This window comes from Streptosporangium sp. NPDC000563, from assembly GCF_040299985.1.
GTDB lineage: Bacteria > Actinomycetota > Actinomycetes > Streptosporangiales > Streptosporangiaceae > Streptosporangium.
The window spans coordinates 1054043-1075737 of the sequence record NZ_JBEPDA010000001.1 but is presented as its reverse complement, the minus strand read 5'-3'; the positions used below and the strand labels follow the sequence as shown (position 1 = coordinate 1075737).

The window sequence follows — 21695 nt, the reverse complement described above, 5'->3', positions numbered from 1 at the left end:
CCGCCTCGTCCCCAGCCGGAGCGGAGAGGAAACGCTGCTCACAGGTCTGCCTCCTTCTTGCTCGGCTCGGTGTTCCTACCCGGCTCGACATCGATCGTCTCGACGCACCTCACCGCTTCTGGCACCTTCGGGTCAAGATTGAACAGCTCCCGCAGCGCCTCCGCGTAATGATCACCTGCCGGGGACTCCGCCAGCTGCTTGACACGCACGGTGGGCTCGTGGAGCAACTTGTCGACCACGCGCCGCACGGTCTGGCCCACCTCGTCCCTGACACGCCCCTCAAGATCGGGCACCCGCGCCACGAGCCGTCCGAGCTCCGCCTCGACCACCTGGGCCGCCTTGCTCCGCAGCGCCACCACGGTCGGCGTGACGCGCGCGGCGCGCTCGGCCGACAGGTAGGCGGTGACCTCCTCGGCGACGATCTCGCGCACGGCGACGACCGCCTCGGCGCGACCGCCGTCGTCGGTGCCGGCGTCGGCCTCACCCTCCTGCATGGACTCCAGGTCGACCAGCGTCACACCGGGCAGCCGCCGTACGGCGGGATCGATGTCGTGCGGCAGGGCCAGGTCAAGCAGGAACGTCTCACGGGGAGCCACCATGTCGGCCGTGATGACCACGTCGGTGGCGCCGGTGCAGGAGATGACCAGGTCGGCCTCCGCCAGCTCGGCCGCCAGGTCGCCGAAGCCGGCGGCCCTGCCGCCGACCGTCCGCGCCAGCCGCACCGCGCGGTCGTGGGTCCGGTTCACCACCACGATGTCGGTGACGCCCGCCCGCTGCAGGGTCGCGGCCGACAGGGCGCTCATCGAGCCCGCGCCGACCACCAGGGCCCGCTTCCCCGCAAGGGGACCGAGAGCGCGCTCGGCGAGGGTGAGCCCCACCCCGACGAGGGAGGCGCCCGCCCGGTCGATGCCGGTCTCGGTGTGGGAGCGCTTGCCCACCCGCAGTGACTGCTGGACGAGCTCGTTGAGCGTGGGGCCGAGCGTGCCCTCCTGCTGGGCGAGCCTGAGCGCCGAACGCACCTGGCCGAGGATCTGTCCCTCTCCCACGACCATCGAGTCGAGGCCGGAACCGACGGAGAACAGGTGCTCGACGGCACGGTCCTCGTAGTGCACGTAGAGGTGGGAGGCCAGCTGCTCCATGGGGACGCCGGAGTGGGTGCTGAGCAACCGGGAGATCGAGGTCACCGCGGCGTGGAACCGGTCGACCTCGACGTAGACCTCGACCCTGTTGCAGGTCGAGACGACCATGGCCTCGGCGACGTGGGCGTCCTGCTGGACGTCCTGGAGCAGCTTCACCAGCGAGTCGCCCGAGACGGAGACCCGCTCCAGCATGGCCACCGGTGCCGTCCGGTGGCTCAGGCCGACGACGAGAACGCTCATCGGCCCCCACCGGCCTTCCGGGAGAGGACGTGATCCGCTCTCGGGCTCGTCCCGCCGGTATACGTCGCGGTCGACACGCCCGTCGTGCTCATGCTCGTCCGGAGGAGCCGGGAGATGACATGCCCGCCGACCCGTGTGCCATGCCTCTTCACAAGTCCACCGCCTCGGGCCACTCCTCGGCCATCACGGGCCCCCCAGTCATCCGATCCGCCTTGCGTTGCTCGTGGAACGCCAGGATCTGGAGTTCAATCGATAGGTCGACTTTACGGATATCCACGCCTTCTGGCACGGAAAGGACGACAGGGGCGAAGTTCAGGATGCTGGTGACCCCCATGGCGATGACCCGGTCGGCCACCTGCTGGGCCGCCGTGGCCGGTGTCGCAAGCACCACGATCGACACTCCCCGCCGTGTTATCACGGCTTCCAGCTCGTCGATGTGCTCCACATTCAATCCCGCGATGTGGTCGCCCACCACCTCGGGGTCCGCGTCGAGCAGCGCCGCGACCCTGAACCCGCGGGAGACGAACCCGCCGTAATTGGCGAGCGCACGCCCGAGGTTACCCACTCCGACGATGGCGACGGCCCAGTCCTGGGTGAGGCCCAGCTCGCGGGAGATCTGGTAGATGAGATATTCGACGTCGTAACCGACCCCGCGGGTGCCGTACGACCCCAGGTGGGAGAGATCCTTGCGCAGCTTGGCCGAGTTGACGCCCGCCGCGACGGCGAGGTCCTCCGAGCTCACGGTCGCCAGGCCACGCTCGGCCATGCCGTTCAGCGCTCGCAGATAGAGCGGCAGCCGGGCGACGGTCGCCTCGGGGATGCCGCGGTCGCGGGCTTGGGACAGACGGCGGATCACGTGCCGGAGCTCCAGGGGGACAGGCGGCCGGCGCGGCCCGGACGCGACGGATGACGAGGTGAAACCACTGTCATTCAGGTTAGTCCTTTTGTGAACCGATGCACAAAGTGAGTGTTCACAATCTTGGCCGCACCCCCCGCCGGTCCTCTCCCCGCCCCCTCGTCAGGCCTCGAACCTGTGCGTCTTCACCCGCTCGTCAGGCCCGGACCTGTGCGTCTTCGCCCGCTCACCAGGTCCAGGACCCGCGCCTCCCACGGACACACGCCCCGTTCCGCCGGGCCTCTCCCCGCCCCGGACCGGATCTTCACCGCTCGCCACGAGAGTCGGCGCGGCGCCGCGATTCGGCTACCGTGACGGTCATGTCACCGCGAGACCATCGCATCACCCTGCTCGGCAAACCCGGTTGCCACCTGTGCGACGACGCACGGGCGGTGATCGAGCGGGTCGCCACCGAACTCGGCGTCCCGTGGGAGGAGCGCGACATCACGGCCTCCGCCGAGGATGAGGCCCGCTACTGGGAGATGATCCCGGTCACCCTCGTCGACGGGGTGCAGCACGACTTCTGGCGCGTCGACGAGAGCCGTCTCCGCGCCGCCCTCGGCGCCTGAGGGCCTCGGCACCTGAGGGCAAGGACGCTCTTCGTCCCTGAACGGCGCCGCTCGTCCCCAAGGTCGTTTCCCGAGTCTCCCGCGATGCGCGACACGGCCGCAGCGCCCCGGCGGATGGGCGGCCGACGTGATCGCCCCCGGCCCGGTGGAGGATCGGTCCGATCACCACCATCGGACGCCCGCCGGCCGACCCCACGCGGCCGGCCCGCGTTCACGGCCTGAAGGCCATCGGAAGCGGCATCACCTTCGCGGCGTTCACTGTGAGTTCGATCACATTGGTGGCGAGCACCATCGTCTGACGCTCGGTGACGAAACGTTGCGTGTGGGACTGGCGCTGGTGGTCGGCGTAGGCGACCTCGTCACGGTAGAGCTCGTAGACGATGCGCTGAAGGGGCGCCGACTTCACCGAGTGACAGGTGTAGACGAGCGTGTCCGGCTCGGAGCGGCGTACCGAATCGACGGTCTCCTCGGCGAGCCGGTCGAACCTCTCGCCCGTGCCGTCGAGCAGCGTGAAGACGGTGAGCAGGCCGAAGATGCTCGGTGATGGACGGTTCGAGCCGCCCGGCAGGTCACCGGCGCCCCCCGGCATTCCCGGACCGCCCGGATAGAGGGCGCCGGTCGAGGGAGAGGCGCCGCCGAACGGCTGCTCGTAGCCGGGGGAGCCCTCCCGGTCATATCCCCTGGACCCTCCGCGTCCCCGCTCGGAGCCCGGGGAGGGCGCGCCGCCGAACGCCTGGTCGGCGGGCATGGGCTGGAGGCTGCCCTGCCTGCCGGCGCCCGGCACGCCCGGCATGCCGAACTCCCCGGTGCCGGGACCCGCGGACCTGCCGAACTCCCCCGTACCCCCGGGGCTGCCGAACTCCCCGGTGCCCCCTGGTCTGCCGAACTCCCCGGTGCCAGGGCCCGCGGACCTGCCGGACCCCGGGGCACCGTGCCTGCCGAACTCATGGGCGGGGATGTTGTACTCCCCTGTCGCGGGACCGGGGCTCGACATGCCGAACTGACCGGTCACCGGCGGCGGTGACTGCCTTCCGGGATCACCGCCGCGCCTGCCCGGGTCGGCGGCGGGCGGCTGGTCGGCGGGCGGCATTCCGTACTCGCCCGCCATGAACATCCCCGTGGCCGGACCACCGAACCTGTCGTCGCCCTGGGAGGGCTGCTGCCGCATGCGCGCAGCGTAGTCGACGTCCTGCTCGCCCGCCCGATACTCGGCCACAAGGTCGCCGAGACCGGAGCGGCGCGGCGTCTCCTCGGCCAGAGTCCGGGCGGGAGGGGTTTCCGGGGTCACGCGACGGCCGGCGACCTGCACGTCACGGGGCTGGTACTCGGGGCGACGGGGCGCAGGGCGGTCCTCCCACTCGTCGCCCTCCTCCTCGTCGTCGTCCTCGTAGGGCGCGAGCGGGCGCAGCACGACGTACCAGACCGCGGCGGCGGTGACGAAGAGCAGAAGCGCGGTGAACATCCCGGGCACCGCGAAGCTGACGGCACCGACGAGGGCGAGGCCGGTGGGAGCAAGCACCAGGAGCGCGTGCATGTTGTCGGCGTCGTAGTCGTCACCGCCACGCCAGCGGATGACCGCGAAGACCAGCCCGCCCAGCAGCACGAGAGCGACGATCACGTGGACGGCGAGGAGCAGGGAGGCCGGGAACAGGCCCCAGTGGCGACCGCCCAGCGGGAGGGCCTTGGTGAAGTCCTTCTCCTGCAGGACGGGGTCGACCGCGAGGATCACCGTGGCGATGACGGTGAGGGCGATCCCCAGAAGCCAGGAGGAGAACCTGACCGCGCTCTTACGGGCCAGTAACTGGATGATCCCGACGATCAGCCACAGCGGCGCCAGCATGGATCCGGTCAGTTGATAAATCCGGAACGTGCCCGTCCCAAACCCGATCAAATAGCCGGTGGCGATTACTCCCAGTGAGACGGCGAGAGACGCCGTCGTGATGCTCCAGGCGATCAGCCAGCCCTTGGGCTCACTGCGGAGACGGCTGATGAGAGCGCCGGTGGCGATGGCTGCGAGCAATGCACCGGCGAAGGCGATGACAGCGACGAGGACTTCCATGGTGTCTCCAATGCTGCCGGACATTACCCCCCAACCGGTAGCCGAACCCTGAGTCGGCTCCCGGAGCCGGTCCGAAACGACCGACCCAACACCGTATACGGCGGTTACCCCCAGTCACGACATTCCAAAGTGGATTGTGGAATTACTAGATGATTTCTAGAGTGAGCGAGCACGCCGTACCCCCTCCCCTCAGGGATACCGGATGCCTGAAACGTGGCCGCTCGCCGGGCACCTCCCTACGACGACCGGGGTAACCCGACCCGTCCGCAGCAGCGACCTCACCGTGCGTGAGGATGCCTCCGAAGAACTCCGGAGGCTCGTTTTGCGTGCCAAGACCGGAGACTCGGATGCTTTTGGCACGCTCTATGATCGTTACCTCACCCTGGTGTACCGCTACATCTACTTCCGGGTCGGCTCACATCCGCTGGCCGAGGATCTCACGAGCGAGACCTTTCTCCGCGCGCTCCGCAGGATCACGGACTTCACCTGGCAGGGGCGTGATTTCGGCGCCTGGCTCGTGACCATCGCGAGAAACCTGATCACCGATCACTTCAAGTCCGGCAGATACCGTCTTGAGGTCACGACGGCCGAGGTGATCGACACCCCGCTCGACGGCCCGCACATCCCGGAGAACGCCGTCGTCACCGCGATGGTCAGCGACCGGGTGCTCACCGCCGTCCGCGATCTCGGCCCCGAGCAGCAGGAGTGCGTGGTGCTGCGCTTCCTGCACGGCATGTCACTGGCGGAGACCGCGCTCATCATGGGCAAGAAGAGCGGCGCCATCAAGGCACTCCAGTTCCGCGCGATCCGCGCCCTGGCCCGCGCGCTGCCCCCGGACCTCAGCTGACACCTGAACGCCGGCGCCGCCCCCGGTCGGCTCCAGCCCTCCGGTGCGGCCGCCATGCCGGGGACGAGGTTCCCATGCCGATACGGCGCAGCGCGTAACCTGCCGTGCCGAGTCGTCGTTAGGCAAGTGACACCGATGGATCATGAGCTGGGGGCGGCAGGGAGCGTTCATGGGGAAGTGGCTGCCTGGATTCTCACGGAGGTCGCAGGCACGCATCCAAAACCGTGTTTCACGGCTGGGAGCCCGCATGACGGCCGGCCCCCGGCCCGAGTTCAACGCCAGGCTCCGTGAGCAGCTCACCCGCCCCCCTCAGGCAGAGGACACCGCCGAGCGGCGCCCGGCGGGCCCCCGCCACTCCCGGCGGAGATCCCGTGCGGGACTTTTCCCGCAACTGCTCAGCACCGCCCTGGTGGTCGCGATGGTCGCGTCCGTGATGGGGACCTACCGGTCGATGCCCGGTGACACCTTCTATCCGCTCAAGCGCGCCGCCGAGAACACACTGTTCCACCTGAGCAGCGACGACGCCGAGCGGGCCGACCGCTCCTTCGGCTACGCCGAGACCCGCGCCCGTGAGGTCAAGGAACTCCTGGGCTCCGGCGAGGGCGAGAAGGTGATCGGGGAGACCCTTCAGGCCATGGAGGACACCACCCGCTCCGCGGTGACCTCCCTGCGGCAGATACGGCGCCGCGACTCCACGCGCACCAGGGAGCTCAAGCGTTTCGTCCAGAAACAGCGCACCCAGATCACCGGGATGATCCCCAAGATGGGCGCGGAGAACCAGCGCAAGGCCCACGTCTATCTCAACTACATCGAGGGCCTCGCCCCGCCCGATTAACGGTTCCCCCAGGAACGGGCATTCACCGAGGTCTCCGGCACGTGCGAGGGTTCGCGGCAGCCTCGAAAATGGTTCCCGGGCCGCCCCTCACGCGGGGAGAGCCGGACAGAGGTCTCGCCCGTCCACGACCGCGCGACCGTCACGTCCGACGCGTCCGACGCGTCCCTCACCGGGCCGGAAAACCCGACTCCACCGGGCTCGCGCGATGCCGCATGACCGTCGTACGACGCCAAGACGTCACATCCGGCTAACACGGACGCTACCGATCTCACCACTCTGTCGCGGTTAAGCTGAGTGGCTATGAGGCGGCTACTACGACGGCGGGACCAGGCGGGAACAGCCGGTCGGGCGACGGTGGGGGAGATCGCGGCCGGCGAGGTCGCGGCCGCGGCCGCCGTCGCGATGCCGATGGCCGAGCCCGACCCGGTGTCCGCGGCCTTCTTCGACGTCGACAACACCATGATGCGCGGCGCCTCCATCTACCACTTCGCCCGCGGTCTCGCCTCCAGGGGCCTGTTCACCAGCAGGGATCTGTTCAGGTTCGCGCTCGGCCAGTTGATCTTCCGGGTCCGCGGCGACGAGAACCCCGCGCACATCGAGGAGGCCAGGGAGACCGCGCTCGCGTTCGTGGCGGGCAACAAGGTCGAGGAGATCGTCCGGCTCGGCGAGGAGATCTACGACGAGGTGATGGCCGACCGTATCTGGGCGGGCACCCGCGCCATCGCGCAGGCGCACCTCGACGCCGGCCAGCGGGTCTGGCTGGTCACCGCGACCCCGGTGGAACTGGCCCGTGTGATCGCCCAGCGTCTCGGGCTGACCGGCGCGCTCGGCACCGTCGCGGAGACCGAGAACGGCGTCTACACCGGCCGCCTCGTCGGTGACCTGCTTCACGGCCCCGCCAAGGCGGAGGCCGTGCGGGCCCTGGCCCGCAGGGAGGGTCTCGACCTGTCCCGCTGTTCCGCCTACAGCGACTCGGCCAACGACCTGCCCCTGCTCTCCCTGGTCGGCCACGCCACCGCGATCAACCCCGATGCCGAGCTGCGCGAGTTCGCCCGGCAGAACAGCTGGGACATCAAGGACTTCCGTACGGGACGCAAGGCGACCATGGTCGGCCTGCCCATCGCGGCGGGCGCGGGTGCCCTCGCGGGCGGTATCGCCGCCGCCGTCGCCCTGCGCCGCCTCTACCGCTCCGGCCGCTGAGGACTGTTTCTCCCTTCGCGGTACAGCCGCGGTGCCGTGAGAGTGCCGTGAGACCTCGGAAGGGCTCAGAAGAAGGGCGGGAAGGCGTGACCGCGCCTGAGCCTGAGCTCGTCGAGCCGCTGCTGGACGGACTCCCTCACCTGGTCGGTGAGGTTGAAGACCAGCATGGGGTCGTCGGCGTCGGTGGGGTCGAGTTCGTCGGTGCGGATCGGCTCGCCAAAGCCGATCATCCATTTGGACGGGAGCGGGACCAGCCCGAGAGGCCCGAACCAGGGGAACAGCGGCGTGATCGGCAGGTAGGGCAGGCCGAAGGCCCTGGCGAGGAGGCGCAGGTCGCCGATCTTGGGGTAGATCTCCTCCGCGCCCACGATGGCGCAGGGAACGATCGGCACACCCGCGCGGATGGCGGAGGCGACGAACCCACCCCGGCCGAAGCGCTGTAGCCGATAGCGATCGGAGAACGGCTTGCCGACCCCCTTGAACCCCTCGGGGAAGACACCGACGATCTGGCCCTTGCGGAGCAACCGGTCGGCGTCGTCGCGGCAGGCGAGGGTGTGGCCGGTCTTGCGGGAGAGGTGGCCGAGCACCGGGAGCCGGTAGACCAGGTCGGCCCCCAGGAGACGGAGCGCGCGACGCTCGGGGTGGTCGTCGTACAGGGCCACCTGGAGCATGAGCCCGTCGAGGGGGAGGGTGCCCGAGTGGTTGGCCACGATCAGGGCTCCGGAGTCACCGGGTACGTTGCGCATGCCGAAGGTCTCGGTGCGGAACCAGCGGTGATACAGCGGGCGGATCAGTTCCAGGAGCACCTTGTCGGTGAGCTCGGCGTCGAACCCGAACTCGTCGACCTCGTACTCTCCGGTCAGGCGACGGCGCAGGAAGGCGAGCGTCTCGGCCAGCCGGTGGTCGCCGTCCCCACTGCCGTTCGCCGTATCGCTCACCCCGGCACCGGCCGGGACACCATGTCCGCCAGGGCGGAGGGCAGGCCCCCTGACAGGTCACGCGCGCGGATGAAGTCCTCGAAGGCGGCGGCGGTGGAGAATTTCGGCTTCCAGCCGAGAGCCGTGCACAGCGCGGTGGTGTCGACCACGCGTCCGTGGCACATCAGGCGGAGTTGCTCGGGAGAGAAACCGACCAGTCCCGCGCTCCGGGCGAGCTCGCCCATGAAACGGAAGACGGGGGAGGGGACGGGCATCGAGAGCAGGTCCGCCCTGCGCGCGCACTGCGACAGCAGCAGCACGCCGTCTCCGGCCACGTTGAACGTGCCCGGGTGGTCTTCCATCGCCATCCGCCTCAGCACCTCGACCGCGTCGTCCTCGTGGACGAACTGCAGCCGCGGGTCGAACCCGAACACGGTCGGCAGGACGGGCTGGGTGAAGTAACGCGTCAGCGGTGAGTCGACGCCTGGTCCCATGAAGTTGGCGAACCTGAGCGTCGACACCGCCACATCGCGCCGCCGTCTGGCGAAACCGCGGACGTAGCCCTCCACTTCGGAGGCGTCCTTGGCGTAGCCACGGCTCGGAGGCTCTCCCGGCTCGGCGTCCTCGGTGAAGACCGCGGGGTCGTGCGGGGAGGAACCGTAGACGGCGGTGGTCGATCGCACGACGACACGGCGCACCGTCGCGGACCGCTGACAGGCACCGAGCAACTGCATGGTGCCGATGACGTTGTGTTCCTTCATGAGCGCTCGGCCACCACTCCGGGGAGGGGCGCTCACCAGACTCATGTGAACGACGGTGTCGATGTCGGCGGCCGCGATCACCTGGGCGATGTCGGGGCTGCGCAGATCGACGCGGACGAACTCCGTCCGGCCGAGAGGTACGCCGCCATCACGTGAGAGCGAGGGCGGCGGCACCGTATCCACTCCGATGACCCGGTCGATGTCCGGGTCATCCGCGAGAACGCTCGCCACTCGGGCGCCGATGTGGCGCGAGACCCCGGTGACAAGCACGGTGTGGGTCATCGGCGCCTCGCAGATCCGCGCTACTTCTTGTTACGCCGCTGGATGCGGGTCTTCTTCAGAAGCTTGCGGTGCTTCTTCTTCGCCATGCGCTTACGGCGCTTCTTGATCACAGAGCCCACGGGACCCCCAGGTAGCTGGTAGCCGAGATTGTCGAACCGGTGCGCGATAGCACACCGGCACAACAGACTACCGGCGATCCACGGTAGATCGCCCCTGGGGGGACCCCGGGCGCATGAACTCACGACGTGACGACCACGTCGCTACCCCGATGAGGCCAGGCCCGGCTCTCGCGCGGCCGTACCGGAGATCGTGCCCCGACAGACCGGAAAAGAGCAGGACCGTGAGCGGCCTGGCGCCTTCACCTCACGACCGGAACACTCCCCCCGGCCGCCCGGCTCGACGCGTCGAGCTCGCCCTGCCTCAACCTGCCTCGATGTAGGCATCCCTGAGATAATCGTGTACCGCCTGCTCCGGCACTCGGAAGGATCGACCGACCCGGATGGCCGGCAGCTCGCCCGAATGCACGAGTCGGTACACAGTCATCTTGGACACCCTCATGACAGTGGCCACTTCTGCCACCGTCAGGAACTTCACCTCGCTGAGAGGTCTTTCGCCTGCACCCATCGGACGCCTCTTCCGCACGTGTATCCGGGTTATCCCCACTGGTGCCATTGCTCACGCACGTGTACTGCCGTCAGCGTAAATCGGGACCCCTGCCACGCAAACCCCCTATTTTCTCAGCCCTCGGAGTCCCGCGTCAGCGAAACGCATGAAAACGCTGGCCAGCAGCCTGATCGTGCCTCCCGAATTGATCTTGGAACGGACCAACTGTCTCCCATTAGAGTCGCCCACAATCCCCAAAAAGTTGGCAAACGGGCGGCGAGGTAGGTGGAATGCAGGCGCGAAATGCCCGTATAGGGATGTCCTAATTTGCGCATCCCCCGTCTCAGAGGGCTCGCACGACCCTCTCGACCAGGTGGTGCGTCAGCGGTTCGTAATACCTCGGTAGCACGTTGTCATCGAGCGGGACGGTGACCGCGATCTTGCCCTCGGCCTCACCGACGAAGAGGGCGGGATCGTTGCTGTCGGCGAATCCGACCGTGAGGATGCCCGCCTCGCCCGCGGCCCCGGCCCAGCCGTGGTCGGCGATCACCAGATCGGGACGGTCGGCACCCAGCTCGGCGATCATGGCGCGCATCGGGGCGGGGTCGTGCGTGTGCACGAAGGCGCCCTTGTCGTCGAGCATCGCGACGTCGTCCATGTAACGGATCTTGCGCCTGCGCCCGAAACCGCTGCCCCAGTACGACCAGCCCTCGGCCGGTGCCATCAGGGTCGCGCCGCGTGCCCTGAGCATCCGGCCCAGGGCCATGTGAACGGTGAGCAGGCCGGTGGGGTGCCCGGTGGCGATCAGGATCCTGGGGTTCTCCCCCTGGAGCACACCGGCGATCGTGTCGCCCATCTTCTCCGTCGCCTCGATCGTGCGATCGGGGTCGATGGTGTCCTGCCCCTCCCGGTGCCCGGGATCGGCCACGACCCCGGCCGACTTCGCCATCAGCTCCAGCACGTCCCGGTAGGACCACGCGCCGTCCATCGTCAGCCCGAACATGTAGTGCGGATCACGGTTGGAAAGCGACCGGTAGTGGTCCAGGTTGTTCTCCCGGCTGGTCGCCACATCACCGGCGATCCGGGTACGGATCAGGTGCTCACGAAGCTCGGCTCGCGTTGTCGGCGACGCTTCGCGTCGCGGCTCGGGTGCTGGGAGGGGCACTTCGTCCTCGGTTTCGATCATCGGGGGCCATGGGTCACGGGAGGGGATCGAGCCCGTGGAAGGGGAAGACGGAGTTCCTCGTCGCCATGATGGCCCGGTCGATCGGGTCTGCTGGGTCATAACCAGTGGAGAAATCCGGAAATTCCGGATTTCGACCATCGGTGAGTGTCAACGGCGCCGTCTGGCCGGTCCGCTCCTTGACGAACGTGCGCCACGCCTCGGGGGTGGCCGTCCGGGGATCGAGGGGGTGGCCCGCCACCTCGGCGATCAGGTGGGTCCACGCCCGGGGCACCACCTGCACCAGCTCGTATCCCCCGCCACCCGTCACGATCCACCGCCCGCCCGCGGTCTCGTGGGCCAGCTCGTGCAGCGCCGCGTACGTGGCCCGCTGGCCGTCCAGGCTGAGCATGAGGTTGGCCAGCGGGTCGAGGGCGTGGCTGTCGCAGCCGTGCTGGGTGACCAGGATCTCGGGGGCGAACTCCCGCAGCAGCGGCGGAACCACCGCGTGGAAGGCCCTGAGCCAGCCGCTGTCGCCGCATCCGGCCGGCAGGGCCACATTGACCGCGCTGCCCTCCGCGCCACGCTCCTCGGGAAAACCGGTGCCGGGGAAGAGGGTGCGGGGGCTCTCGTGCAGGCTGATGGTGAGAACCCTGGGGTCGTCGTAGAACAGCGCCTGCACGCCGTCGCCGTGGTGCACGTCCACGTCCACGTAGGCGATCTTGGAAGCGCCCTGGGAGAGCAGCCACGCTATCGCCACGCCCGGGTCGTTGTAGACGCAGAAACCGCTCGCCACGGCGGCCATCGCATGGTGCAGGCCCCCCGCGACGTTGACCGCGTGCTCGGCCTCACCGCTCCACACCGCGCGGGCCGCCGCCAGGCTGGCACCGGTGATCAGCGCGGACGCCTCGTGGACCCCGGCGAAGGCGGGGTTGTCCGTGGTACCGAGCCCGTGGGCCACGTCGGGCCGCCCGGTGGCGGAGACCCGCTTGACGGCCTCGATGTAGTCGCGCCGGTGAACGAGGGCCAGCTCGTCGTCGGTGGCGGGCGCGCAACCGCTCATCTCCACCTGGTCCAGCACGCCGAGCTCCCCGGCCAGCGCCATGGTCAGCTCCACCCGTACGGGCGCGAGCGGGTGTTCGGGGCCGAAGTCGTACGAGGTGAGCGCATCGTCCCAGACAACCCGCACGGACCGGCTCATGGGCACTCCCTGTCTGGTCGCGACGCCACACGTCACGGCCCGATCTTCCTGCTCCCGGCTCGACGTTACCGCACGTGTACGGAATGGCGTTTACGCAGCCGTCTTGGAGGACGTGCCTGTTTTCATCTGAGCGAAATATCTCGATTTATTGCTTTAACAGGCACGTTGAGCAGGTCCCTCCTGAACGGCGGACGTTCCTGGGGTCGCCATACCTCCTGACGAGGAGGTCGGGTGGAGGAGACCCCGCACGGTCCTCTGACCGCGGGAGGCGCGCGGGAGGAGACGGGGTCGCCGCCTCCGCCGAGGCGACCAGGCGGTCGGCCGGCCGCGGAAAGCGTACGGGAGGAGACGGGCTCAGCCCTCGGCGAGCTGGCGCCCCCGGTCCCTGGCGGCCTCGATGGCGGCGAGGAAGGCGGCACGGACGCTGTGCCGCTCCAGCTCGGCGATGGCCGCGATCGTCGTACCGCCCGGGGAGGTGACCGCCTCGCGGAGGATCACGGGGTGCTCCCCCGAGTCACGAAGCATGATCGCCGCTCCGACGATCGACTGGGTGACCATGTCGAGGGCGGCGGCACGGGGCATGCCGAGCAGGATGCCGGCGTCGACCATCGCCTCGACCAGGTAGAAGAAGTAGGCGGGGCCGCTGCCGGAAAGGGCGGTGGCGGCGTCCTGCTGCGACTCGGGGATGCGCAGCACCTTGCCGACCGGGCTGAACAGGTCCTCGGCACGCCTGAGGTGCTCCTCGGAGGCGTGGGCGCCCGCCGAGATCACGCTCATCGCCTCGTCGACCAGCACCGGTGTGTTGGACATGACCCGGACCACCGGGATGTCGGCGCCGAGCCTCGACTCGACGAACGAGGTCGTGATCCCCGCCGCCGCCGAGACGACCAGGCGGTCGGCCGGGATGTGCCCCGCGATCTCGGCGAGCAGGGACCCCATGTCCTGCGGCTTGACCGCGAGGATGATCGTGTCCGCGTCCTTCGCCGCCTCGGCGTTGGAGGCGACCCGCACGCCGTACCGCTCCGCGAGGGCCTGGCCGCGCTCGGCACGCCGTGCCGTCGCGATCACGTCGCCCGGCTTGAACCCGGCTCTGAGCAGCCCGGACAGCAGGGCCTCTCCCATCTTGCCGGTGCCAAGAATCGCGATCATGTGAGCACCTCGAAATCGTGGATCGGAACTCCCCGCAGCCTATCGGCCCCGCCACCGGCGGGAATCATCCCGTGTATGAGTCGAAGGCGACGGGTGACCATCCGTCCCGGCGGTCTTACCGGGGCGACATCGGGGTGTCCTGAACCGCCCGGGAGCCCGATCCGTCTTAGGGGTATGCGTATGATCGCGACCTCTATCCTGGCCGGAAGCCTTCTGCTGGCACTGGGCTGCGGCACCGAACCCAGCGCCACCGTCACCACCTCCCCCTCGCGTCCGGCGAGTCAGACCACCTCCGTCCCGGGCAGCCCCTCCGAACCGGCGGCCCACACCGTGGCTCCCCGGGAGGAGCCCACGACGAGCGGCACCCCGAAACCGACGAAACCCGAGGGCCACACCGACAATCCCCGCAAGGTGCGGTGGCTGACGGCCAAGCCGTCCAAGGACGGCCGTAGCCTGCGGATCGTCTGGTGGTCCGGGGTGGAGCCGTGCAACGTGCTTGACCGGGTCACCGTGCGCGAGACCTCCAAGCGGGTGACCGTCACCCTCTGGGAGGGCCCGAGCAGCAAGGCGCAGAACGTCGCCTGCATCGAGATCGCCATCCAGAAGGTGACGACCGTCAAGCTCAAGAAGCCCCTCGGCGCGCGCAAGGTGGTCGACGGCGCCCGCTGACACGCCTTCGCCTTCCTCCCGAAATCGGGAATGCCGCCGCGCGTCAGAAGGTTGAGCCCAGTAGACTCAAGTCGTTTGACAAACCTCACACGAGGTTCCACTATGAGTCCCATCGACTCAACTTTGACTACAAGGACGTACTCATGGCACGTGCGGTAGGTATCGACCTGGGGACGACCAACTCCGTCGTCTCGATTCTCGAGGGCGGTGAGCCCACCGTCATCGCCAACTCTCAGGGTTCGCGGACCACGCCGTCCGTGGTCGCGTTCGCGAAGAACGGCGAGGTCCTCGTCGGCGAGGTCGCCAAGCGGCAGGCCGTCACCAACGTGGACCGGACGATTCGCTCGGTCAAGCGCGAGATGGGCACCAACTGGTCCGTCGAGATCGACGGCAAGAAGTCCAACCCGCAGCAGATCAGCGCGTTCGTCCTGCAGAAGCTGAAGCAGGACGCGGAAGCCTACCTGGGCGAGAAGATCACCGACGCGGTGATCACCGTTCCCGCCTACTTCAACGACGCCCAGCGCCAGGCCACCCAGGAAGCCGGCACCATCGCCGGCCTGAACGTGCTGCGCATCATCAACGAGCCCACCGCGGCCGCGCTGGCATACGGCCTGGACAAGGAGAAGGACGAGACCATCCTCGTCTTCGACCTCGGCGGCGGCACCTTCGACGTGTCCCTGCTCGACGTCGGCCAGGAGGACGGCCACGGCTTCGTCGAGGTCAAGGCCACCAGCGGCGACAACCACCTCGGTGGTGACGACTGGGACCAGCGCGTCGTGGACGAGCTGGCCAACCGGTTCAAGAACGCGCACGGTGTCGACCTGACCAAGGACAAGATGGCCCTGCAGCGCCTGCGCGAGGCAGCGGAGAAGGCCAAGATCGAGCTCTCCAGCCAGTCGGAGACCTCCATCAACCTTCCCTACATCACCGCCTCGGCCGAGGGTCCCCTCCACCTGGAGGAGAAGCTCACCCGCGCCGAGTTCCAGCGGATCACCGCCGACCTCCTCGAGCGGTGCAAGGGCCCGTTCAACCAGGTCGTCAAGGACGCCGGGATCAAGGTCTCCGACATCGCCCACGTGGTGCTCGTCGGCGGCTCGACCCGCATGCCCGCCGTGGCCGAGCTCGTCAAGGAGCTGACCGCGGGCCGGGAGCCCAACAAGGGCGTCAACCCGGACGAGGTCGTGGCCATCGGCGCCGCCCTGCAGGCCGGTGTGCTCAAGGGCGAGGTCAAGGACGTCCTGCTGCTCGACGTGACCCCGCTGAGCCTGGGCATCGAGACCAAGGGCGGGATCTTCACCAAGATCATCGAGCGTAACACCACGATCCCGACCAAGCGCTCCGAGGTCTTCACCACGGCCGAGGACAACCAGCCGTCGGTGCAGATCCAGGTCTACCAGGGCGAGCGCGAGATCGCCGCGTACAACAAGAAGCTGGCCACCTTCGAGCTGACCGGCATCGCCCCGGCGCCGCGCGGCATCCCGCAGATCGAGGTCACCTTCGACATCGACGCCAACGGCATCGTCAACGTCTCCGCCAAGGACCTCGGCACCGGCAAGGAGCAGACGATGACGATCACCGGCGGCTCCGCGCTGCCGAAGGACGACATCGAGCGCATGATGCGCGAGGCCGAGTCCTACGCCGAGGAGGACAAGAAGCGTCGCGAGGAGGCCGAGGTCCGCAACAACGCCGACTCGCTCGTCTACCAGACCGAGAAGTTCCTCGGCGAGAACGCCGAGAAGGTCCCGGACGACATCAAGACCGAGGTCAACGAGGCCGTCGCCGAGCTCAAGAAGGCTCTGGAGGGCACCGACTCGTCCGTGATCCGCACCTCCGCGGAGAAGCTCGCCACGGTCAGCCAGAAGATGGGATCCGCCATCTACGCCCAGGCGCAGGGGTCCGAGACCCCGACCGGCGCTCCCGGCGCGGACGCCACCGACGGGCAGAAGGCCGACGAGGACGTGGTCGAGGCCGAGATCGTGGACGACGAGCCGAAGCGCGACAACGGCGCCAAGTGACGGCCGGAACGCCGAGGGGAGCACCAGCGTGAGCACGCGCGAGAACGGTTCCGAGGAGGAGCCGGTGATCCGCGACAACCGGAAGATAGACCCGGAGACGGGGCAGATACGCGAGACGAAGCCGGCCGAGACCACGGGCCAGAACGACAGGGAGCAGACGACCGACAAGTCGTCGTCCTCCCTGGCGTCCGACCTGGCCTCGATCGAGCTGGCCACCCAGCTCGCCGAGCGCACCGCGGACCTGCAGCGTCTTCAGGCCGAATATTCCAACTATCGCAAGCGGGTCGAGCGAGACCGCGTGGCCGTCAAGGAGCAGGCGGTGGCCGGCGTACTGGCCGAGTTGCTGCCGGTCCTCGACGACATCGGCCGGGCCCGTGACCACGGGGAGCTGACCGGCGGTTTCGCCAAGGTGAGCGAATCACTGGAGGCGGCCACCGGGAAGCTGGGGCTGAGCACCTACGGCACCAAGGGCGAGCCGTTCGACCCGACGGTGCACGAGGCCCTGATGCACAGCTACTCCCCCGACGTCACGGAGCCGACGTGCGTGGAGATCCTGCAGCCCGGTTACCGGATCGGCGAGCGAGTGCTCCGCCCCGCGCGCGTCGCGGTCGCGGAGCCAGAAGAGCCCGCCGCGGACGACAACTGACACCCCCACATCTGATCTCTGAGAAGGAACGTAGATGAGCACCAAGGACTACCTGGAGAAGGACTACTACGCCGTCCTTGGTGTGCCCAAGACCGCTACGGCCGATGAGATCAAGAAGGCGTACCGGAAGCTGGCCAGGCAGTATCACCCGGACGCCAACCCCGGAAGCTCGGCGACCTCCGAGAGCACCGCGAAGTTCAAGGAGGTCTCCGAGGCGTACGACATCCTTTCCGACACCAAGCGCCGCAAGGAGTACGACGAGGCGCGGACGCTGTTCGGATCGGGTCTCGGCGGTTACGCCGGTGGCGGGGGGGCTCCGCGCTCGGGTGGCTTCCCGTTCGACCTGGGGGACCTGTTCGGGGGGACCGGCCAGCAGCAACACCAGGGCGGCACCGGAGAGCGCATCGGCGACATCTTCGGTGGGCTCTTCAACCGGGGCGGCGCGAGCCGCCCCGGGGGGACGACGAGCAGGGCGCGGCGCGGCCAGGACATCGAGTCCGAGGTCACGCTCTCCTTCTCCGAGGCGGTGGAGGGCACCACGGTGTCGCTCCGCCTGACCAGTTCCTCCGCGTGCACCGGATGCGGAGGAACCGGCGCCAAGGCCGGAACCACCCCGCGGGTCTGCCCGACCTGCGAGGGCACCGGGGCGGCCAGCCGCAACCTCGGCAACTTCGCCTTCTCCGAGCCGTGCCGCGACTGCAAGGGCCGCGGCCTGCTGGTGGACGACCCGTGCCCGGTGTGCGACGGGAGCGGGCGGGGTAAGAGCACCCGCACGATCCAGGCCCGCATCCCGGCGGGGGTCGGCGACAACCAGCGCATCAAGATCAAGGCCAAGGGCGCACCCGGCGAGAACGGTGGTCCTGCCGGTGACCTCTACGTCCAGATCCACGTCAAGCCGCACCCCGTGTTCGGCCGGACGGGAGAGAACCTGACGGTCACCGTCCCGGTCACCTTCACCGAGGCCGCACTGGGCGCCGAGATCAAGGTGCCGATCCTCAAGGGGCTGCCGGTCACCCTGCGCATCCCCGAGGGCACCCCGAACGGCCGCACCTTCCGGGTGCGCGGCAGGGGCGTGGCGCGCAAGGACGGCACCAAGGGCGACCTGCTCGCCACGATCGAGGTTCTGGTGCCGCAACAGCTGGAAGACAAGGCGAGAGGCGCCCTTGAGGACTTCCGCGACGCCACCTCGGGTGGTGACCCGCGGGCGGACCTGATCGAACAGGCCAGAAGCGAGTAGCCATGGAAGCCAACTACTTCGATCTGTCGGACGACACACCCGTCTACGTGATCTCGGTGGCCGCCCAGCTGTCGGGTCTGCACCCGCAGACCCTGCGCCAGTACGACCGTCTCGGCCTGGTCAGTCCAGGCCGTACGGCCGGTCGCGGACGCCTGTACTCCACCCGCGACATCATGATGCTCCGCGAGGTCCAGCGGCTCTCCCAGGAGGAGGGCATCAACCTCGCGGGCATCAAGCGAATCCTCGTCCTCGAAACGGAGGCCATGCGCCTGCGTGACGAGAACCACCGCCTGCGCGCGGAGATGAACACGATCCGCGCGCTCATCCAGTATCAGCTGCCCCCCGCCTGAGACTCCGTCCCACACCTTGAGGACGCGTCTGTGACCGGCCGTGAGAACGCGCCGGGGGCACACGCCCCGTGAGGATCCGCCGGGCCGGCGTCGCCCTATGACACAGCACTTTCGAGTGAGGCCTGACAAGCATGGACTACAAGCTCACCCAGAAGAGCCAGGCGGCGGTCTCCTCCGCCATCAGGCGGGCGGCCGCCGAAGGCAATCCCGAGGTCGCCCCGGCCCATCTGTTCACCGCGCTGCTCACCCAGACCGGTGGCACCGCCGTGCCCCTGCTCGAAGCGGTGGGCGCCGACTGGAAGCAACTGCGCGTCGAGGCCGAGAAGCAGCTCGCGGCCCTGCCGAAGGCGCAGGGCTCCACCGTCAGCGCCCCGTCGAGCTCCCGGCAGCTCCTCACCGTGATGAACACCGCGGCCCAGCGGGCCCGCGGACTTGAGGACGACTACGTCTCGACCGAGCACCTGCTGGTCGGTCTCGCCACCGACGGCGGCTCCGTCGCCACGCTGCTCAGGTCCAACGGCGCGAGCCCGAACGCGCTGCTCGACGCCTTCGAGAAGGTGCGCGGGCACGCCAGGGTGACCAGCGAGACGCCGGAGGACACCTACCAGGCGCTGGAGAAGTACGGGATCGACCTGACCGAGCGGGCCAGGGCGGGCAAGCTCGACCCGGTGATCGGCCGCGACTCGGAGATCCGGCGCGTCGTCCAGGTGCTCAGCCGCCGTACCAAGAACAACCCGGTGCTCATCGGCGAGCCCGGCGTCGGCAAGACCGCGGTGGTGGAAGGGCTGGCCCAGCGGATCGTCGCGGGCGACGTCCCCTCCAGCCTGCGCGACAAGCGCCTGATCGCCCTCGACCTCAGCGCGATGGTCGCCGGCGCCAAATACCGCGGCGAGTTCGAGGAGCGCCTCAAGGCGGTGCTCGGGGAGATCAAGGAAAGTGACGGCCAGGTCGTCACCTTCATCGACGAGCTGCACACCATGGTCGGCGCGGGCGCCGCCGAGGGCGCGATGGACGCGGGCAACATGCTCAAGCCCATGCTGGCCCGCGGCGAGCTGCGGATGATCGGCGCGACCACCCTGGACGAATACCGCGAGCGCATCGAGAAGGACCCCGCGCTGGAGCGGCGGTTCCAGCAGGTCTACGTGGGCGAGCCCACCGTCGAGGACACCATCGCCATCCTGCGCGGCCTCAAGGGCCGCTACGAGGCGCACCACCAGGTCCAGATCTCCGACGGCGCGCTCGTGGCCGCCGCCGCGCTCTCCGACCGTTACATCACCTCCCGCTTCCTGCCCGACAAGGCGATCGACCTCGTCGACGAGGCGGCCTCCCGACTCCGCATGGAGATCGACTCCCGTCCCGTGGAGATCGACCAGCTCCAGCGGAACGTCGACCGGATGAAGATGGAGGAGCTGGCGCTCGCCAAGGAGACCGACGAGAGCAGCCTGCAGAGGCTGGAACGGCTCCGCGGGGAGCTCGCCGACCGCCAGGAGGACCTCAACGCCCTGGTCGGCCGCTGGGAGCAGGAGAAGGCGGGGCTGAACCGGGTCGGCGACCTGAAGAAGCAGATCGACGAGGTGCGCGGCTCCGCCGAACGCGCGCAGCGCGACGGTGACTTCGAGGCCGCCTCGCGGCTGATGTACGCCGAGGTGCCCAAGCTGGAGGCCGAGCTCGCCGAGGCGAGCAAGGCCGCCCAGCCCGAGGACCCCATGGTCAAGGAGGAGGTCGGCTCCGACGACATCGCCCAGGTGATCTCCTCCTGGACCGGTATCCCCGCCGGCCGACTGCTTGAGGGCGAGACCAGCAAGCTCCTCCGTATGGAAGAGGAGCTCGGCAGACGGCTGATCGGCCAGCGACAGGCGGTCGAGGCGGTCTCCGACGCCGTACGGCGGGCGCGGGCGGGCATCTCCGACCCCGACCGGCCCACCGGCAGCTTCCTGTTCCTCGGCCCGACGGGCGTCGGCAAGACCGAGCTGGCCAAGGCGCTGGCGGACTTCCTGTTCGACGACGAGCGGGCGATGGTCCGCATCGACATGAGCGAGTACGGCGAGAAGCACAGCGTCGCGCGCCTGGTGGGGGCATCTCCCGGCTACGTGGGCTACGAGGAGGGCGGCCAGCTCACCGAGGCCGTGCGGCGCAGGCCCTACGGCGTGGTGCTGCTGGACGAGGTCGAGAAGGCCCACCCCGAGGTCTTCGACATCCTGCTCCAGGTGCTCGACGACGGGCGGCTCACCGACGGACAGGGCCGGACGGTCGACTTCCGCAACGTGATCCTGATCCTCACCTCCAACATCGGCTCGCAGTTCCTCGTGGACCCGGGCCTGGAAAAGGAGGCGCAGCGGGCCGCCGTGATGACGGCGGTCAGAAGCTCGTTCAAGCCGGAGTTCCTCAACCGGCTCGACGACGTGATCCAGTTCGACGCGCTCGGCACCGAGGAGCTGTCCAGGATCGTGGACCTGCAGGTGGCCCACCTGGCGAGGCGCCTGACGGACCGGCGGCTCACGCTGACCGTGACCCCGGCGGCGCGCGACTGGCTGGCGCTGACGGGTTACGACCCCCTGTACGGCGCGCGTCCGCTGCGCCGCCTCGTCCAGTCCGCGATCGGCGACAAACTGGCCAAGGAGGTCCTCTCCGGCGAGGTCCAGGACGGCGACGAGGTGCTGGTCGACCTCGACGAGGCGAGGGACTCCCTGTCCATCGGCCCGGTGAGGGCCTGACGGCGACCGCGCGATGAAATCGGCAGGCCGGGTGGAGGTCGGTGGGAGCCGACGGCGGGCGGCTGGAGGCCGGTGAGGACCTGACCGCCTCCGACGCGGCCCGGTAATGGCTTGACCACCATTGAGCTAAGCCCGCCCCTGAGCGAGACCCCCCTGTTACGTTCGGTTTTCGTCGGATTACCGAACGCAACAGGGGGATGCGAAT

General features: G+C 69.0%; 19 protein-coding genes and 1 pseudogene. 10 read left to right on the top strand and 10 right to left on the bottom strand.

Annotated elements, in window-relative coordinates; genetic code table 11:
* Nucleotides 1-38 precede the first annotated feature (38 nt).
* Complete coding sequence (locus ABT352_RS05075) at nucleotides 39-1379, bottom strand: glutamyl-tRNA reductase (RefSeq protein ID WP_350942592.1); 1341 nt, start codon at nucleotides 1377-1379, stop codon at nucleotides 39-41.
* 148 nt (nucleotides 1380-1527) lie between these two features.
* The gene (locus tag ABT352_RS05070) at nucleotides 1528-2235 is read right to left on the bottom strand and encodes a redox-sensing transcriptional repressor Rex (RefSeq protein WP_350942591.1); all 708 of its coding nucleotides are present in this window, start codon (nucleotides 2233-2235) and stop codon (nucleotides 1528-1530) included.
* Between the two features lie 359 nt (nucleotides 2236-2594).
* On the opposite strand from ABT352_RS05070, the gene ABT352_RS05065 reads away from it, so the two are divergent.
* Nucleotides 2595-2843 (top strand): glutaredoxin family protein, encoded by a 249-nt coding sequence (locus tag ABT352_RS05065; protein WP_350942589.1) that lies wholly within the window; start codon nucleotides 2595-2597, stop codon nucleotides 2841-2843.
* Between the two features lie 211 nt (nucleotides 2844-3054).
* Here ABT352_RS05065 and ABT352_RS05060 read toward each other — a convergent pair whose 3' ends face one another.
* Complete coding sequence (locus ABT352_RS05060; RefSeq protein ID WP_350942588.1) at nucleotides 3055-4902, bottom strand: hypothetical protein; 1848 nt, start codon at nucleotides 4900-4902, stop codon at nucleotides 3055-3057.
* Nucleotides 4903-5104: 202 nt separating this feature from the next.
* Here ABT352_RS05060 and ABT352_RS05055 point away from each other — a divergent pair, with 202 nt between their 5' ends.
* From ABT352_RS05055 to ABT352_RS05045, 3 genes are all read left to right on the top strand, one after another.
* Nucleotides 5105-5749, top strand: a complete 645-nt coding sequence (locus ABT352_RS05055; protein ID WP_350942587.1) for a sigma-70 family RNA polymerase sigma factor — start codon at nucleotides 5105-5107, stop codon at nucleotides 5747-5749.
* A 247-nt stretch (nucleotides 5750-5996) separates the two neighbouring features.
* Entirely contained in the window at nucleotides 5997-6584 is a 588-nt protein-coding gene (locus ABT352_RS05050; protein WP_350942586.1) for a DUF5667 domain-containing protein, read from the top strand.
* Between the two features lie 402 nt (nucleotides 6585-6986).
* A complete protein-coding gene (locus ABT352_RS05045; protein ID WP_350943544.1) occupies nucleotides 6987-7784 on the top strand; it encodes an HAD family hydrolase in 798 nt (265 codons plus the stop codon).
* Between the two features lie 65 nt (nucleotides 7785-7849).
* Here ABT352_RS05045 and ABT352_RS05040 read toward each other — a convergent pair whose 3' ends face one another.
* From ABT352_RS05040 to proC, 7 genes are all read right to left on the bottom strand, one after another.
* On the bottom strand, nucleotides 7850-8722 hold the full coding sequence (locus ABT352_RS05040) for a lysophospholipid acyltransferase family protein (RefSeq protein ID WP_350942585.1): 873 nt from the start codon (nucleotides 8720-8722) through the stop codon (nucleotides 7850-7852).
* Complete coding sequence (locus ABT352_RS05035; protein WP_350942584.1) at nucleotides 8719-9744, bottom strand: NAD-dependent epimerase/dehydratase family protein; 1026 nt, start codon at nucleotides 9742-9744, stop codon at nucleotides 8719-8721. The genes ABT352_RS05040 and ABT352_RS05035 overlap by 4 nt, the downstream gene beginning before the upstream one ends.
* 20 nt (nucleotides 9745-9764) lie before the next feature.
* Nucleotides 9765-9863 carry a 30S ribosomal protein bS22 gene (locus tag ABT352_RS05030; protein ID WP_018654693.1) on the bottom strand — a complete coding sequence of 33 codons (99 nt, stop codon included), beginning with the start codon at nucleotides 9861-9863 and terminating at the stop codon, nucleotides 9765-9767.
* Between the two features lie 301 nt (nucleotides 9864-10164).
* Nucleotides 10165-10368 (bottom strand): helix-turn-helix domain-containing protein, encoded by a 204-nt coding sequence (locus ABT352_RS05025; protein WP_012887307.1) that lies wholly within the window; start codon nucleotides 10366-10368, stop codon nucleotides 10165-10167.
* A 322-nt stretch (nucleotides 10369-10690) separates the two neighbouring features.
* A complete protein-coding gene (locus ABT352_RS05020; protein ID WP_350942583.1) occupies nucleotides 10691-11533 on the bottom strand; it encodes a phosphatase in 843 nt (280 codons plus the stop codon).
* A 13-nt stretch (nucleotides 11534-11546) separates the two neighbouring features.
* A complete protein-coding gene (locus tag ABT352_RS05015; protein WP_350942582.1) occupies nucleotides 11547-12710 on the bottom strand; it encodes an acetoin utilization protein AcuC in 1164 nt (387 codons plus the stop codon).
* A gap of 354 nt (nucleotides 12711-13064) precedes the next feature.
* On the bottom strand, nucleotides 13065-13859 hold the full coding sequence (proC, locus tag ABT352_RS05010; protein ID WP_350942581.1) for a pyrroline-5-carboxylate reductase: 795 nt from the start codon (nucleotides 13857-13859) through the stop codon (nucleotides 13065-13067).
* Nucleotides 13860-14039: 180 nt separating this feature from the next.
* On the opposite strand from proC, the gene ABT352_RS05005 reads away from it, so the two are divergent.
* From ABT352_RS05005 to clpB, 6 genes and pseudogenes are all read left to right on the top strand, one after another.
* Nucleotides 14040-14528: a hypothetical protein gene (locus tag ABT352_RS05005; protein WP_350942580.1), complete on the top strand. Its 489-nt coding sequence runs from the start codon at nucleotides 14040-14042 to the stop codon at nucleotides 14526-14528.
* Between the two features lie 143 nt (nucleotides 14529-14671).
* Nucleotides 14672-16543, top strand: coding sequence for a molecular chaperone DnaK (gene dnaK, locus ABT352_RS05000; RefSeq protein WP_350942579.1), 1872 nt, complete (start codon nucleotides 14672-14674; stop codon nucleotides 16541-16543).
* Between the two features lie 28 nt (nucleotides 16544-16571).
* Nucleotides 16572-17189, top strand: a complete 618-nt coding sequence (grpE, locus tag ABT352_RS04995) for a nucleotide exchange factor GrpE (RefSeq protein WP_350942577.1) — start codon at nucleotides 16572-16574, stop codon at nucleotides 17187-17189.
* Nucleotides 17190-17223: 34 nt separating this feature from the next.
* Nucleotides 17224-18426, top strand: a complete 1203-nt coding sequence (dnaJ, locus tag ABT352_RS04990; protein WP_350942576.1) for a molecular chaperone DnaJ — start codon at nucleotides 17224-17226, stop codon at nucleotides 18424-18426.
* A gap of 2 nt (nucleotides 18427-18428) precedes the next feature.
* Nucleotides 18429-18681: pseudogene (locus ABT352_RS04985) on the top strand (heat shock protein transcriptional repressor HspR); the annotation flags it as partial.
* A gap of 226 nt (nucleotides 18682-18907) precedes the next feature.
* Nucleotides 18908-21490: an ATP-dependent chaperone ClpB gene (gene clpB / locus ABT352_RS04980; protein ID WP_350942574.1), complete on the top strand. Its 2583-nt coding sequence runs from the start codon at nucleotides 18908-18910 to the stop codon at nucleotides 21488-21490.
* Nucleotides 21491-21695: the final 205 nt, after the last annotated feature.